Below are 16137 nucleotides of genomic sequence, written 5' to 3' on the forward strand. Positions count from 1 at the left end.
GCCCGAGCTCCCGGCTATTTGCTGCCTCGTAGACCGGTAGCCACAGTTCGACGCCGCTTGCTCGCGAAGTCTTAAGGTCGCAAATAAAAGGCTTCGGCTCGCGGCTGTCTGTGGGCCCACAGTCCCTCGCGATTTTTCCTGAACGCTCCGCCTTCCTGGGCCCGTGCTTTGGGAGACGTGAATGTTCAACTTGGCAAGCTAAGACAGCAGCCCACTCGTCCTGGCCGTCTGGACCGGATGGCAAGAGCCGAAGGCCTGCTCTGCAGCATTTTGCGGGCCGATCCGAATGCGCTTAAGTCCAGATCCCGTCAGTGAAAGGATCCGTTAGAGATCGGCATCTCGCCGTGGGTTTAGACAATGACGCCATCGTACATGCGGACCGTTGACCTTCCTCCGTGCCGCTAGTCAAAGTCCAATCACGACACGACTGGCAGGGCAAATTGAAAGGTCGCGCCCGGCCCTTGCTTGCGGACGATTGAGAGGCGCCCTCCGTGAGCTTCTACGATTGAACGACAAATCGACAAACCCATTCCAAGGCCGGTCGACTTGGTGGTGAAAAACGGATCTAAGATGCGAATCCTATCATCCTCAGCGATGCCGACGCCGCAATCAGTCACCGAGAGCTGCACACGTCCCTTACTGTCCATGGATGATTCTATCACCAGCTCGCGGGCCCGGTCGTCAACTTCTTGCATCGCCTCGATCCCGTTCATCACCAGATTGATGATGACCTGTTGCAGCTGAACCCGGTCACCAAGGACCGTGGGAAGCGCGAGCGCTAACTCAGTTCGCAAGGTCACTTGGTGATTAACTAGCTCACGTGTCACTAGCGCTATAGCTTCGTTCACGACCTCATTGACATCGAGCGGTACCATCTCGATATCACCTTTCTTCGCAAGTGTACGGACTCTGCGGATTACCTCGCTTGCCCGGACCGCATCCTCAATGATCCACTCCACTGATCTGAGCGCGGCGGGAATATCCGGAATTTCGCGGCGTATCCAGCCGAGGCACGCATCGCCGTTGCTGATAATGGCCGCGAGCGGCTGGTTTACCTCGTGGGCTATGGAGGCTGTTAGTTCCCCCAGCGTCGTCACGCGCGTGACATGCGCGAGATCTGCCTGTGACTTCCGCAGCTCTTGTTCTGCCTGATCTGCGCGAATCTTCGCCGTGATGTCCGTGGCGACGCCACGGTAGCCACGAAAGCTGCCGTTTTCATCAAAAAAGGGCTTGCCGCTGGTCTGGAAGTAAATGGCCGAGCCGGTCGCGCTAATGGCGCGATAAATCAGATCGCGAAATGGGAGATGTGCGTTGACCGTCGCCTGATGCTGCCGCCACTTCTCAGGTTCTTCTTCAAAGTCGCACGCGATTTCCCAGCGAGGCCGGCCAATGGCCCCTGTGGCCAAGAGCCCCGTAGCGCTGGTGTGCTCCGATAGTGTGAGCCGGTGATCCGGCCCGGTCTCCCATAGCCAGTCGGAAGCAGTTTCCGCGTAGTCACGAAAGCGTTGCTCGCTCTCACGCAGCGCAGCAAGAGTGTTTTCTAACTTTTCCCTAGCTGCGTGTTGCTCGGTGACGTCCATATGCGTTCCGATGAGTTCGACTGTCACGCCGTCGCTTCCCAACACAGCGTGCGCAACGGCGTGTATGTGCCTTATCGCCCCATCGGGATGACAGATTCGAAAATCGTATTCGAAGTTGCCGGCTTTCTGTTCAATAGCCTGACGCTGTACTTCCTGCTGCAGCGGTAAATCGTCTGGATGAATACGCGAGCGGATGGCCTCAAGTGTCACGGGCTCTTCCGGGTCGAAGCCGAATAGACGACTGACTTCGGCGGAGCGATACGCAAAACAGCGACGGTGGCAGTCCCAGGACCATGTGCCCGTGCGACTAAGCTGCTGCGCGTCCGCCAGATAAGCCTCACTACGGAGCAGTCGCCGTTCCGTCTGCTTCGCTGCCGTGATATCCGTCGCCGCCCCGACGAACTCGATCTCGCCAGATGCCGTTCTCGTGGTCCGTGCTCGTGCGTGAATGTGCTTTATTGATCCGTCGGGCATCAGCAGCCGGTATTCGTGCTCGAAGTCCTCGCCTCGCGCCGCTCGATCCAACGTCTCTTGGACCGAAGCCTTGTCGTCCGGGTGGGCGCGGTCAAGGACGTGTTGCGGTGTCGGTTTGATGTCAGGATCGTATTCGAAAATCCGGAAGTTCTCCTTCGACCAAAAGACTTCGTCGGCAGCGTTCCAACCGAAGCTGCCGGTGTGACTCAATTCCTGCGCCTGGGCCAAATGGGCTTCGCTTCGCTGCAGCGCAAGTTCTGTCCGCTTTTGTTCAGTGATATCTTCGCAGGCAATGAGGACGATGGGCTTGTCATCGGCCCACAGCATGGCTTTGGCGTTTTCGCGCACCCACAGCACCGAGCCGTCTTTTCTGACTTTCTGGATGTCCCAGGTGCGCGATTGGCCGATATCTGTAAGACAACTCCCAATGCATTTGCGAACGACCTCACGATCGTCTTCCGGAAAGACCTTCAGCACGGATACGCCGATTAGTTCGGCAGGCGTATAGCCGAGCTGGGTCGCTCCGAAAGTATTGACGTTCAGGACCGTCCCGGCTTCATCGACCATGAAGTACATGGCCGGGTTATGCTCAAAGATTGCGCGCCACAGTTTCTCGCGGTTATGCAGATCGGCCGCACTGTGCCGTAGCTTGGCCGCGGTCTCACGCGCAACTTCCCTTTGGTGGCGAACTTTTCCTATCAGGTGCGTTCCGACAATCGACGCGCTCAGGAAAGCGACAACCACCACAAGGTCTCGGGGATCATCGATCCGAAAACTCAAACTCGGCGGCGTAAACACGTAGGCTAAGCTAGCGACGGAGACGATGGAAAGGACCAATGATACGATGAAGCTGCCCATCAGCGAAAACAGCAAGATCACCACCAGATAGGCGAACGCCGTGGCTGCGAAAGGGCTGTTGATATACAAGGAAGCTAGCGTCACTGCTGCTAGCGTAATGCTGCCGACGATAAATTGCGTCCCTGAACGTTCCAATGTGGTGAGCTGGTTAAACATGCTTGTCGCCGTCCGGTCCTTCTGGCGGAGAGATTAATGATCAGGCTAAAAATACAGCAATTTATTCGACCCGGACAGGCGCTCCTGGGCGCTTTCTACGACCTCGCTAAAATAAGCACAGCGGAAAAAGGCGCATTATAAACCTATGTATATTCCTCTAAACATTAGCTATTGAACGCTCACGTAGGAAATTACCTTCGTTTTGAGTTTTTAGCTGTTCTCCTCGATGGTAAAGTAGCATGTTGCAGCCCGGAGTTGTTGCGGAGACCGGCCGATGGGTGGATCGTGGGCCATCCAACGTACTCGAGCGGCATCCTTGGTGTTACCATGACGAGAAAGTCTGCTGGCTCGGATACGGGAGAACGGCTGCTTTCACTGAGCCGATAGCGTGTCCAGGGGACATTCTCCAGCGCCCGACTGAGAATGGCATGGCGTCGACGGCACTCGTGAGCCACATAGTGGTCCGGAAATGCGCCTGGTATCTGCCGCCGTGCCGGCAGGGGCAGATCGTAGCCGGCCGCGGCATCCAGCTGACTAAGCGACACTTGGACTCGCTACAAAGTCGCATCGTCGATGGAGCCAGCCGCGATGTCGCTGAGGAGCTAAACGATGGCTACAGGTTCGTGTCGATCGTTATCTTGCGGTCACCAGCATTCCATGCTCGATCTTGCCGCGTCGGCTTTTCTCACTGTCATCGATGTCGATACATCCCGCGCCGCTTCTGTTTCCATGCGGTCTCTGGAGCAGCGGAAATGCTTCCTTTACTTTCGAATTATCGCATTGGTCGCGATGCCAGTAGGATTTCGATTTTCCTCACCCTAACAGTAGTGCGCTTGGGCAGCGCCGTTGAGGGGATTTTCGCCGTAGTCAGCAGGAACTATTCGAATGTTCCTTCGGCAGACGGGCGACGCAATCATCTCGAGCGTGCCGCAGTCGTCTTCCAGTGCCCTTCCGTTCAGCCGCTGGGGCAATGGACTTGGCGAACACAGCAGCGATCGTCCCGTGCCGATCTGCAATGCAGCGGTAGCCAATCGCGGCAGAAAGGCATCTCTCGTTCCGAATCTCGATAGGTTTACCGATGAACTTTCGCGGGGTGGCATGAAGGTCATCCGCATCAATCATCTTGGAATTGATCGGGCTGAAGTTCTTAGCGATTTCCTTGGTGCTCGGCGTCTCCGGCTCTCTGGAAACGCCCGCCGGTTTTAGCGTTGCAGCGGCTTTGTCGAAGTAAGATAAAGTGTTTCTTATCGTCTTTCACAGTCGCGCAGCCTACTACTTGCATGACAGGTTCCACTCCATCAGCAGCGAGCGCCGGCGGTGGCGATAATAGTATGATTGCGGGCGCCACAAAGGTACCAAAGGTACTGGCTTCAAAAATGCTTGCTGGTACTTCATCGGACTTAGTTACGCGTCGAACAGAGCCTTCGGTCACGGCGCGAGTGTTTCTGGGTTACACGTCCGAGGATGCGCGATTGGCAAAGCGAATTGCGGAGCCCTAGAGGCCGTTGGCATCGTGGTGTCGTGGGACAAGTGGTTGCATGCCGGAAGGGGGATGCAGATCTCGAAGAGCCCGCTGAAGCCCTTCAGGGGCTTCGCATTGCGCGTTTCGCAAGCCTCGCTCGGATTTTTCGATGATCTCCATGCACACGATTGTCCAGAACAGCCTGGAGGTGGGATTGGACGCGGACGAATTTGCTTTGGCCATCGCCCATAGAAAGCGCCGGGCGCAGGTTGCGGAGATCAATCAGCAACTCATCGGTGTAATCGACCACCACATTGATCGCGCACCCATCCTGAGCCGAAGGCAACATCCGAAACTTATGTTGCCTTCAGATTGCTGAATCCGAAGTCTGCTTCTGAAGAGCGCAAACCACCATAATGCCGAGCGACGGAGTCGTCAGTACGATCTGCCGCAGACCGTTAGCAAGGCGCGCTGCCGAACATTCTGCCCGGTGGCATTTGGCCTCGCGATGTGGGCTTGATCAGCGGTCCCTAAGGAGGGAGCTAATGGACATGACAACGCAGAGATTGCTACGTCACCGGCGCCACATCGCAGACAACACCAGGGGACGGATAACCTCGAAGTTGCTCATTGAAGATCTCGAGAAAAGATAGATAGCCGAGCGTCTTCTGGATGATAGTGGCAGCCTATCTGGGCCGCTCCGATAGTCGACACGCAACCCGGAATCGGAGCACGGCTAGAAGCCGGCCTTCAGGGCGAATTTCGCATTAATGACAAAAAAGTTAGGGGCGGCAGCGAAGACGACTTGCCGGTCGTTGTTCATCGAATGATCGCAGCAAGGGGCGGGTTCTTCCGCCCCTCTGATTTCTTCCGAGGCTCTTGCCCATTCGGCAGTGCGCACCTGGTCCGGCGCGGGCGTTTGCACGGCTCCCTGTGATGGAGAGGAAGAGGGACGACGGGCTGTTTGAGCCCGTCGGATTACGAGAGAGCACCGGCGGATCCATCTGCAACCGCTCTCCTGAGGTTTTCCATATGTTCAAGCCATCAGAGTCGACGGCCGCAGCGTCCGCAGCGTTTTCGCGCGCGGCAGCTTCTTCTGTTCTTCGCGCGGCCCGCGTTCTACTTTCAAGCCCTCACGGTTTCTGCTTCGAGCTGGTCTTGGGGGGCGCCATGGGGCTCGGATTCGGTCTCATTGTCGCGACCGGATCTCGGGTTTGGAAAGCGGCCAAGGAAGCCTGCGAGGCGCAAGCCGTCCCGTCCCTTCGCAAATATGGATCGGTTAACCCTGGCAACTCAGGATCGCCGATTTCCATGTTGCCGATGCTTTGGAAAAACTGGGGGCGTATCAAGGTCCATACGCACCGCTGCGAAGATAGGCAGGCCCTGGAGCAGTTATCGACGCAGCGCCGCGTCGGCCGCATATTGATCGACAACTGGGTGTTCGGATACCGAGGAGGTGTTTGGACTACCAAGCGGGGCAAATCAATAGAAGGTGCGCAGCCTGTCTGGTCCGCGCCTAGGATGGAGCGGCTGTTCATCGCGCATGTCCCACGGTTCCGCCGGATCCTGATCAGGCTCACTGAAGGCGTCCTTCTTGCAGCCTACGCCACGCTGCGGGCCTATCGACGACGAAAGAGAGTTTCGGGCCTCACGCGCATTGTGGAATCGTTGGGCTCTGATTTCGACGGAGTGACTGCTTTCGACGAATCCGATGTATCGGCAATGAGGGCGGACGCAGCGTTTGCGGCGCTCGCGGACCGGCGGCCCGCTTTCAAACTCGCAGAACGCCTCGGGTGCCGTTGCGTACAAGCGATGGATGTCCACCGAATTGAACTCTCAGGGTTCAGCGACACGATGCCGGATCGTCTCAAGGCTTACAGCCTCTTTTACGAGATCACCTCTTGGAAGCTGCATGTGTTCATCCCCGCAGATAGAATCGGAGCTGAGATCATCACTAAGGTGCTCGAGCACGATCCGTTCGAGTGGGGCACCGAACGGGAGGCCGAATGATGGGACGCCACCCGCACGATCTGGCACACCATCTCTCGCGCGAAGCCGAGGCGGTGTGCCGCTACTATCTCTCCAACGGCCGGCGCCAAGGCAGCTACTGGATGGTCGGTGACGCCCGCAACACACCAGGCCGCTCGATGTTCGTGCGCCTGATAGCCTCGCGCAAGGGGTCGGCCGGCAAGTGGACGGACGCCGCAACGGGCCAACATGGCGACCTCCTCGACATCATCCGCGAAAGTTGCGGGCGTCTCGATTTCCGCGACGTCGCGGACGAGGCACGACGATTTCTCAACTTGCCTCGTTCGGATCCTGCCCCATCGCTCAAGGTTACGCACAACAAGCCGCTGGCTGGCTCGCCCTGGGCGGCCGCGCGCCTCTTCGCGATGGCGCAGCCGGTCGCCGGAACCCTCGCCGAATCTTATTTGCGCAAGCGGGGCATTGCAGCTTTGGTCGATGATGTGCTTACGGCAGGAGAGGGTATCGAAACGATCCTCTCGCCTCGTTGCACAGCTCCGGCGATGCCGATGGCTGCGGCGCTTTCGGCAAACCATCTTGCCGCCTTGCTCCTTCCGCTGACGCTACGCCGCATCTACATCGCACGTGATGCCGATGCGGCCGGTGATCTTGCCGTCGCGGCCCTGACCGAGCGCGCCATGCAGGCCGGCATCGAGACGATTGCGTTATCACCTAGGCTTTCAGACTTTAACGAAGACCTGCAAACCTTCGGCCTCAGTGAACTACGATCAGCCTTGCAGCTCCAATTTACTCCGCAGGATGCCATCCGCTTCATTGGCCCGGTTGTAACGAAGTGGTCGCGCTGACGCCTGTCAGCTCTTCCAACGGTTGACGCGGTGCCAATACATCCTGAAGAAAGATGCAGGATCACCGATTGCCAAAGGTTTGCTCCGGAAGAGTTCTGCTGCCCGTTCCCGGGGGGCTTTGCCATGCCAGCTCCCCATCAATGCGCTCCGCTCCCGCCAATATATATTTCTAAGAGGCGCTGCTCTTGGGCGAAGTCAACATCCATCGGCGTTCAGACGGTCGAGGAAACTTCTCGTGCTATGGAGCGTCGCTTCTTTAGAACGTGCGCACTGCACAGAAGTCCGCAGCCTGCTGTTTCTTGCCGACAAAATATCCGTGCCGACGACCGAAGGCCATTGTCCCCGTTGGCAAATCAGGATGCTGCCCAAGGAAGGCTAACATCGGGCTGTGAGATGTCATTCCGTCAGACGAGTACAGGTCACAAGGGTGAGGCCATCTTGAACCAAGGGCTAGGAAGACCCAATGCGGCGAGACCTGCAAAGCAAACTGGGCGATGTGATTGTCTGGTTGATGCCGGCACAGCCTCAAGCCGAATGCGATAGAGCCAGACGTGAAACCGCGCATCAACGACTTCATTCGCAGACCTGAGAGAGGCTTGCAAGGTGCATTGATGCGATCTGGGCCAACGTCTAAAGTAGTCGCCTCAACAATGCGGATTACATATCCCTGCCTAGTAATGAACGCACCGCCAAAGCGCTGAAACAACTTGTATCTGCCGCTGCGGCAGGTTGTAGGCTCGAAAAGCCCACGACCAAAGCTACGCCACTTTGAGATCGGTGCATCAGCGGATCGGCCATCGCGCCAGCTTAACATGCGCGCTCTGCATCACGATGAGCACAATAGCTTGCTTGCCACGCCCAGCGCTTCTGAGCTTGAAGAACCGAGCAAAGGCTTAGACGTAGCTGGTTTTCGTTCAGGAGCTCGGAGCACCGTCGAGGTTACCCATCAGCTCAAGCCATGCGTTTCGTACGGGACATCAAGGCATTTCGTGCCAAGTGTCATCACCAGCGCATGATGCGATGCTCTAGCCACCCGAGGGCTCTCTCGACGAGGTGCCGCAACTTCGCCGACAATCCGACGGCGCAGCTCTTACAGGCGAACGCGATCATATGAGGGGCACAAAGCTTGATTGAGGCGGAAAAGAGATGGCCGAGCACATGCTGGCCTCGTTGTCGACCAGCTCGCTGCAGAATCCGACAACCCCACCCGCCAGCAGGTCGCGCATCATTTTCGGCTGGCGTGCAAAAAGGCGGGATTCGCTGGGACGGAAAAATCGACGATGCGAATATTGAAACGTGTCTTACACGAAATTCGGAAGGCGCAGTCGGTGCTCGAACTTGTCAACCGCCGCGAGGGGCACCCACAATAGTCCAACTACCGTTCAAACATTGCTACTCGATCGTCACCCGAGGCGCCGTCGCCCGAATGTGTGATCGAAGGAAACGTCAGCCAAAAGGGGCACCGCATTTGTCGCGTACTCGATCGTCAGATTAACGCGTCGAACTTGGCCGGCGCTGGTTTTGCACTGATGAGGAAACGGATGCAGCAGCAGCAGGATGGCGACACGCTGACGGACGCTGGCGTTTGTCGTCACTTCGTTAGCTGGCAGGCCCAAAACTATAGCGAAAGTCTGCATGCATCGACCTGGATGAATTCGGCTTATCTTCGCGTCCAAAGCGGCATATGCATGTCCGCGCTCAATACGTCCCGGTCGCGCTCCATCAGCCGGCCGGTCAGGGTCCTGTTGGGGCTTGCGGCTAGAGCCGCTCCCTGGCCTTCTAGAGGCGATCGGACGGCAAGCGGCACGGCCCTGCAATGGCAGAGATCGCGGCTATTTTCCGCAGGCGCGTTCCGCGCCTTTGCACCGCGAACCAAAATAGCCGCGCCTCTGCCATCCTCCGCTTCGCTTCGGCCCGGCGCCTCGCTTTGGGTTCTGGTCCGCGCCGCCCGCCGTCAGATGATCGCCACGAAGGCCGCGATGGGCGCGGCCGACCCGGCGAAGGACCTCAACCATGACGACCGACAGCGACGATCCGCAATTCGAGCCAACCCACGCTTCATCCCCGACCGATCACGCTCTTGCCGAACTTCAGCTCTTTGGCTTTCGTCCTTTGCAGGACGAACCCGATCCGCGGCGGCTGCCAGACAGCAATTCGATCACCGGCGCCATAGCCGACATCTTCGATGCGCTTGTCTCGGCCTTGAATGACACGCGCCTGGAGCCCGACCTTGAGGATTTGCTCTGGTCGACCGTCAATCTTCTCCATCGCGCCGCGAACCGCATCGAACGCGAACTCGACGCTAATGAGCAAGCGCAGCAGAGGAGCCAGCGCGACCAGAACGGCTCGGAAGTACGATCCGTGGAGCTCGAACGACTCACCGCCGAAGGCATCACGCTCATCGAGCGCCGCAACGCCATGGAGCTCTTTCGCGACCAGGCTGCCGAGAATTTCGAAGTTCACACCGGCTCGCCCTGGCGATCGCGCTCTGGCTCAGTCGTCAACCATCGTACCCTTACCGCCGCGATGATCGACAGCCGCGACTTTCTTGCTGCCAGACGCAGGGCCGAAACCGAGGTGATGCTCCCTCCTGGACCCAAGATTGCGCTCACCGGTGGGCTCGATTTCAACGACGTCAAGCTCGTCTGGGATCGGCTCGACAAGGTTCGCGCAAAGCATCCTGATATGGTTCTGCTGCACGGCGGCTCGCCGAAGGCGCCGAATTGATCGCGGCAAAATGGGCCAGCAATCGCAAGGTTCCGCAAATCGCTTTCAGGCCGGACTGGACGAAACATGCGAAGGCTGCACCATTCAAGCGCAACGACACGATGCTGGAGGCCATGCCAATCGGTGTCATGCACTTCCCGGGCACAGGCATCCAGGATAACCTCGTCGATAAGGCCAAGAAGTTCGGCATCCCGGTCTGGAAGTTTAGCAGCGACGGCGCGTGAGCGCCGTCTTCATTGACGCTGAAGCGGGGCAACCCGGTAAAAAGGCCAATGTCGCAGAATGTTCCTGGCGCGTTGGGACAGCGATTCGTTATGGAGCATTGTATCCCGCATCTAGCGATCCGCTTCCGTCAAATTTGCAGGCGCAAGCTATCGAGCGACTTCGACCAATGGAGTTCCGGAACTCAGGCGACCGTCGCCTGCTTCGGTGGGCCGGACGTGGACTGTTGGCTTCGCCAGGACTTGTTCGTCCAGGCAGGGACTTCGGGCTGGGCCATGCCCGTTTGAAAACACCTTGGCAATGGCGACGCCGTGTGCGCTTCACCTAATCTCGTGCAGTAGTGGCGAGCCTATTACTTCTTCTTGCCGTGACGATGAGCCCATTGTTTGATTTCCGCATAGCGGCTGATGGCTGAGATCCTTGAGTGAACGGGCCCGCCCCCTGGTCATTCTGTCGCGGCGGAAGCGTTGTGCTTTCACTACCAATACATTATTGGCCGACCCGAATGCTCATACGCTCCAATCGGATTCGCCGTCTTGCAATAGAGGATCGGCTAACTCAATGATCAAAGCTTGGCTGGACTTTCCAACATTTGAGCTGTTCGCGGTCCTCATCGCTCTTTACGCAACGACTGGTACTGGCATTGTAATCGCGAGTTTCAGCCCTGCAACGGTTGTGTCGGTGCGCCGCGTAGAAGGCGTGGTCGCTCCGTTTTTCGGCACGGTTGGAGTGTTGTTTGCGTTCCTGACCGGATTCCTGGCCAATGATATAACCGATCGCAACCGTCAGGCGGCCCGCGCGGTGCAGTCAGAGGCGGCGGAACTGCGCAACATCTATGCTGTTAGTATTGCCTCCGTTTCGGACATGGGCAGCCTCCGCTCAGTGCTTGTGAAATACGTTGCCGCCCTCGTGGACGACGAGTGGCCTGCGATGGCGCGCGACCAGGAGGCCCAATCGGTTGAGTCGGCCTATGCCGCTTTGATGCGAGAAGTGAGCGATCCGCAGATCGCCCAAGCGGCGGGCGGGGCGGTGCAGACGACCTTGCTAAATGCCGCAGTCGGAGCGGGCATCGCACGCTCCGAACGGCTCGCGTTAGCCTCCGACCGGACGATCGATGCCAAATGGATTCTCGTCCTGATCCTTGGCGTGGTGACACAGATATCAATCGGGTTGGTGCACCTGAAGAAGGCCGGTGCGCAAATTACTGCGCTAAGCGTGTTCTCAATTGCCGTCGTGATGGCGCTGGGACTCATTGGTCTGCAAGAGCGTCCATTTTCGGGCGATTTCCGAGTAGAACCGCGACCTCTGGCAGAGGTCGTCAAAATCGTGGCGGAATAAGGGTGCATCGGCTTGTTGCGTCTAATGCAAGTCATTCTTGCGTTGACGCAGCTGGAAGGTTGGTAGCAGCCGCTCGCAGCCACTGCTCTTGAGCAGAGACGAGATCAAATACGTATTATATCAGCGGCCGCGGCCACTGAACTGTGCGTAAATCTGGATGCGGCTGATCATGAGGTGCGGCTTTGTTGGACCGGAATGACCCGAGGCCGTCACCGAATCTGACACCTCCATCGATCTACGGCGACCGATTTGTGCCCTGAATCCTGCGCTTTTGACGCTGCGTCGATGAGCCCGAACACCACCAGTTTGGCGGTCTGCGGTGAGGGCGATTTCTTTTGTCCCAACCGTCCGCCACACGGTGGCGAACACGCTCTCGATTACTGAGTTGAGGCGGGTGAGGGTGGCTTTCGCATGAGAGAGTACCTCACCCATGTCGTGAGCCGCTATAGCTCCGTCGTCCAGGAGCACACTCTGAGACAGCCTCGTTGCTACTAACGGACGCACTCGCAAAGGAGCGCGCGCCGCTCTGGCGGCATCAATTTGTATACTGGGTCCCTAGTGTCGGCACGCCTCTGGGTAACGGGTGCAGATATACTGACCATAAGGATCCGGCGAAGGATTTAAACATCCATCGGAGCCACCGATGCAAGGACTTGTTGGTTCGGCTGCGAGCGTATCGGTGTCGAGATCTTGCACAGCCTGCTTTGCGACTTGGATCAAAGAGGGCACCACCGCCGCGAGCACGAGAGCGATCGCAGATATAAGCAATAATTTTTTCATTCCGAACGTCACTTCCTCTTTAGTGCCAACGCGAAGCGCCAATTGAACAGAGCGGGAGCTTTAGTTACTAGCCAAAGCACGCGTCCGATGACGGCGCTGGTCGCCTCTCGATCTCGACAACTAGCGGTAGATGATGCTGATCCGGCAAGCTGATCCGCACAGAGTCTCATCTGCTGTCGTCAACTGTTCTCTCTGACATCGTGCCGATCGCGATTGTTCATTGCGCTCACTTGCCCACTTAATCTTGCGCCGATACCTAAGCGCAGCCGGGCCGCTCGCATTGCTTCTTCCGATTACCAGACAAACTTTGCGCCATCTGGCACCTCGCAAACGAATTCACCTTGATTCACCGCTTCGGCCGCGCCGGCGGCCAGCTTGGAGGCCCTCACCTTGAGCCTGCCTTCGCGGCTGAGGCTATGGCGGATGTATTCGGTGATAGGGTGTCCCGAGCTGTCCAAGGTTTGATGCGCATTGGCGAAGCTGATGCCGTTCTGCGCGCTCACCCTGAAGGCGCTGATAATCAGCCCGCCCTGCACAGCCGGCCCGAGCTGGCCATCAACGGTGGTACAGCGACTGAGGTCTAGTATGACCCTCACTTCCCTGCCGGCCTGCAGTGCACTTAGCACCTCCACGTATTTCGGCGAGGGCTCGTCGGCCTTCGCTATCGTGCTTACGCTCGCAGCCAAGAGCAAGGACAACAAGATCGACAGACGTTCGCCACTGAACTGCATATGCCCTTCTCCAACACAAGACCCGCAGACGTAAGTCGCAACCGGCCGGATGTCGTGTTCGGAAACGCTTTGGCGGATTCCAGACGTCAGGCGAGGTCGCGTTCGCGACAAACAACATGTGTTGCAATCGCACGCAAGCGATTGCGAGCGTAAACCTAACGTCACAAACTCGTATGTAAGCTTTGCGAAGTGGCATCACCATTGCGGTATCGTCCTATCTGCTCCGGCTGCAGCCAAAGGATGAGCGACACTAAAACCGATGAAATCCGGACTCTCGGATGTTTGCAGGGCGTTCAGAAGAAATCTGCTTCGCCTTGCATTGTGAAGTGGCCGCTGCAACGGCGCGGCATTCGCCGCGGGAGGCTTGCTAATGCGTCGCCTACGTAACGATACGGAGGTCGATCGTCGTATTATCTTGATCTACGAATTGCATCATCGCCACATGAAGACATACAGACCAATCTACGATCCAAAGCTGTGGCGAGGTCGCGCGCACGCAACGCGGACCAAAGCCGATGCGCTCCCGCCCGGCAGACCCAGAGATAGGCTCCTGAAGGTAGCCGAAGAATACGACAAGTTGGCCCGACACGCACAAGAGTGTGGCGCGTTCAGAAATGGTGAAGGCTTATGTTCGTGTGACGATTTCTGATCGTGCTCGGCACTCTAACCAATTTGATCTACCCTCATCCAAGGGCCAGCAGATGATTGTACGATCGCCGGTTGATTCGCTCTGGTGCCAGCGCCTCTGCGGCTCGCGAACGCCGGGACGTTGTTGATTCGCCGCCTCATGCGCACTAGTGATCACGCAACGTGAGCGTCCGGTTGAGCAAATTGCTCGGGTGCACACACTTTCGTCGATAACCCATGTCAGAGTCGGCCCAGCGATCAGGAGAGACAATCAGAATTGATTCAGATCGAAGACGGTATCGTTGAGCACACGCTCGCATCATTGACAATCAGCGCGCTCCTGAATCGAGTCGCTCCCACCCACGAACAGGTCATGCATCACTTGGATATCGCGTGCGAGAGAGCGGGTCTCATTCGGACGCACGCATCTACGATACGGATGTTGGAGCGTATCTCACGTGAAATCGCTCAGGCTCGGTCGGTGCTGGATTTCATCGGCCGAGGTGAGGTGCAACCACACTGAGTTGGCGAATGAAGCTCCTCATCCTTGTGGTTGTTAGACTTTAGTGAGGGAAGTAATCAGGGAGCCAAGCTTAGTTCATTGACACGCCAAGCCCGTATCCGATCTCTACTTTTATGCCAATTCATATGGCTTGAGGCCGGCATTTCGGGTGGCAACGGTGCACTTGGCGCGGTTGGAATCCCCCTGCTGGAGCGCCACACATTGCAAATGCGCGTCCGACCAGATCAAAGCGGAGTAGGCTCGATCCCTAGCTGGCGGGCAGGGTGTTGCTATCCGTGTCGGCATTCAGCCACTTGTCATTTTTGAGCTCACCAAATGATTGCTGCGGGTGCCTACAGACGTGATGTCCAAGCACATTTCCAGGATGCTCGGACATCTATTCGGACGTGATTCCGCGCTCTGCTGCGTTCCAGTCGGCGGGTAGCAGAGGATGCGAAGCTGAAAACGAGCTTTCACAACAGCAAACCCGGCTGGGAAGCTATGCCGGCCTGGGTTTGGCCTCGGCCGTCTTGGTCGAATTCAAATCAAAATAGCAAGCTGCGGCCGGGCGCCTCAATCGCCCCAGGAAATCGCATTTTCCGTACAAGACGGATTTGCGTCTCGATTTCATCGTTTTTTGGATCTATTCCATAAAGTGCGCCGTGGTGGTGGTGGAGGCGCAGTCGCTACTCTTTCAAACGGGACTACCACCGTGATCGCTCTTGGACTTGCCCTCAATCTCGCGGGGCTCGGTCTGCTGTTCTGGCTGACTGTTGCTCTCGCAATATACGCCCTCCCATTGTTTGTTGCCGTCAACGCCGCTGTGATGGCCTTGGATCGAGGCAGTGGGATTACTAGTGCACTGACTATCGCGATCGTCAGTGCCGCCTTGACGCTTGCTATTATTCAATTTGCCCATTCTGTGACACGGCTGGTCATCGTGCGCGGCGCGATCGGCGCGGTTTTTGCGATTCCGGCTGGAATCGCTGGTTACCATGTGACGCTCGCGTTATCGCAGATGAGCGTCACGTCGCCGTTCTGGTGTGAGGCCTTCGCCTGCGTCGGCGCAACCTTCATCGCCGGGAAGGCTTGGATGCAGATCGCTGCCCCTAACGGGCCAAGTGGGAGCCAGCCAGGACCAGTTTTGCCTCAAGCAGGGCTGGCGGACGAAAGACGTGAGGAATAGCCCTTGCCCCGCTGCATCTGGGCTTGCTTCCCATTCTAAGGATGTGCCCAGTTTGTCATTGGTAAAGCTCCAGAAAAGACGGCGGTCTTCGTTGCGGTAGATCACGCTATGCCGATTTCATTCGGCGCTGTCAGTGGTCTGTGGGAGAGGTGCGGTCTCGCATTTGCCTCAGCCACAATGCCGCCGTTTCCCGCATGCTCTTTCTTTCTCTACCTCGAAACCGGCCTGCTTCTTGTGTTGCGAAGCCGCCTCTGCCAGGTCTTGTTCCGCTTAAGTCTGTGTTCAGCGCTCGGACGCACCTTTGCCTCGTTGGCTTGATCTGGCCGAAGACCGGCTGCGCCTCGATCGTCTGAGCCGCAACGCCGGGTTGAGACTTTCTTCCCCTGGGCTACGCCCCATTCCTCGCGAGGCAAGAAAGTCTCCCCGCCGGCGTCCTCCGCTCCGCTCCGGCCCGCGAAAGAGCGGGTGCGTCGCCGATCGTCTTCGGCCGTCAGATCGCCATCGAGGCCGCGGTGGTCGCGGAGCTCGAAACAACTCAAGGAGAAGTGACATGGCTAGCATCGGAACTTTCAAAAAGGTCGGCAACGACTTCCAGGGCGAGATCGTCACGCTCAGTCTGCAGGCCAGGGGCGTCCGCATCGTCGCCGAGGCCAACCGCTCAAA

The 16137-nt window shown here is 57.7% G+C and carries 8 protein-coding genes and 2 pseudogenes; 8 read left to right on the forward strand and 2 right to left on the reverse strand.

Annotated features, from left to right (window positions below; translation table 11 throughout):
* Positions 1 to 416 precede the first annotated feature (416 nt).
* The gene (locus A7X65_RS19800; RefSeq protein ID WP_063687604.1) at positions 417 to 3068 is read right to left on the reverse strand and encodes a PAS domain S-box protein; all 2652 of its coding nucleotides are present in this window, start codon (positions 3066 to 3068) and stop codon (positions 417 to 419) included.
* Between the two features lie 885 nt (positions 3069 to 3953).
* On the opposite strand from A7X65_RS19800, the gene A7X65_RS41875 reads away from it, so the two are divergent.
* The 6 genes and pseudogenes from A7X65_RS41875 to A7X65_RS19835 all read left to right on the forward strand — a co-directional run bounded on the left by A7X65_RS41875 (position 3954) and on the right by A7X65_RS19835 (position 11648).
* On the forward strand, positions 3954 to 4274 hold the full coding sequence (locus tag A7X65_RS41875; RefSeq protein WP_145669974.1) for a hypothetical protein: 321 nt from the start codon (positions 3954 to 3956) through the stop codon (positions 4272 to 4274).
* Positions 4275 to 4699: 425 nt separating this feature from the next.
* Positions 4700 to 4909, forward strand: a complete 210-nt coding sequence (locus A7X65_RS19805) for a hypothetical protein (RefSeq protein ID WP_063687606.1) — start codon at positions 4700 to 4702, stop codon at positions 4907 to 4909.
* Between the two features lie 653 nt (positions 4910 to 5562).
* Entirely contained in the window at positions 5563 to 6540 is a 978-nt protein-coding gene (locus A7X65_RS19810) for a strawberry notch-like NTP hydrolase domain-containing protein (RefSeq protein ID WP_167358265.1), read from the forward strand.
* On the forward strand, positions 6540 to 7361 hold the full coding sequence (locus A7X65_RS19815; RefSeq protein WP_063687849.1) for a toprim domain-containing protein: 822 nt from the start codon (positions 6540 to 6542) through the stop codon (positions 7359 to 7361). The genes A7X65_RS19810 and A7X65_RS19815 overlap by 1 nt, the downstream gene beginning before the upstream one ends.
* A 2013-nt stretch (positions 7362 to 9374) precedes the next feature.
* Positions 9375 to 10312 (forward strand): annotated as a pseudogene (locus tag A7X65_RS19820) (DUF2493 domain-containing protein).
* A gap of 559 nt (positions 10313 to 10871) precedes the next feature.
* Positions 10872 to 11648 carry a bestrophin-like domain gene (locus tag A7X65_RS19835; RefSeq protein ID WP_061849740.1) on the forward strand — a complete coding sequence of 259 codons (777 nt, stop codon included), beginning with the start codon at positions 10872 to 10874 and terminating at the stop codon, positions 11646 to 11648.
* A gap of 1073 nt (positions 11649 to 12721) precedes the next feature.
* Here A7X65_RS19835 and A7X65_RS19840 read toward each other — a convergent pair.
* Entirely contained in the window at positions 12722 to 13159 is a 438-nt protein-coding gene (locus A7X65_RS19840; RefSeq protein ID WP_061849739.1) for a VirK family protein, read from the reverse strand.
* Between the two features lie 1841 nt (positions 13160 to 15000).
* Here A7X65_RS19840 and A7X65_RS19855 point away from each other — a divergent pair.
* Both A7X65_RS19855 and A7X65_RS43175 read left to right on the forward strand, forming a co-directional pair.
* Positions 15001 to 15474: a hypothetical protein gene (locus tag A7X65_RS19855; RefSeq protein WP_063687614.1), complete on the forward strand. Its 474-nt coding sequence runs from the start codon at positions 15001 to 15003 to the stop codon at positions 15472 to 15474.
* A 550-nt stretch (positions 15475 to 16024) separates the two neighbouring features.
* Positions 16025 to 16137 (forward strand): annotated as a pseudogene (locus A7X65_RS43175) (DUF736 domain-containing protein); the annotation flags it as partial.

It is taken from the genome of Bradyrhizobium stylosanthis, assembly GCF_001641335.1.
In the GTDB taxonomy this organism is placed as follows: domain Bacteria; phylum Pseudomonadota; class Alphaproteobacteria; order Rhizobiales; family Xanthobacteraceae; genus Bradyrhizobium; species Bradyrhizobium stylosanthis.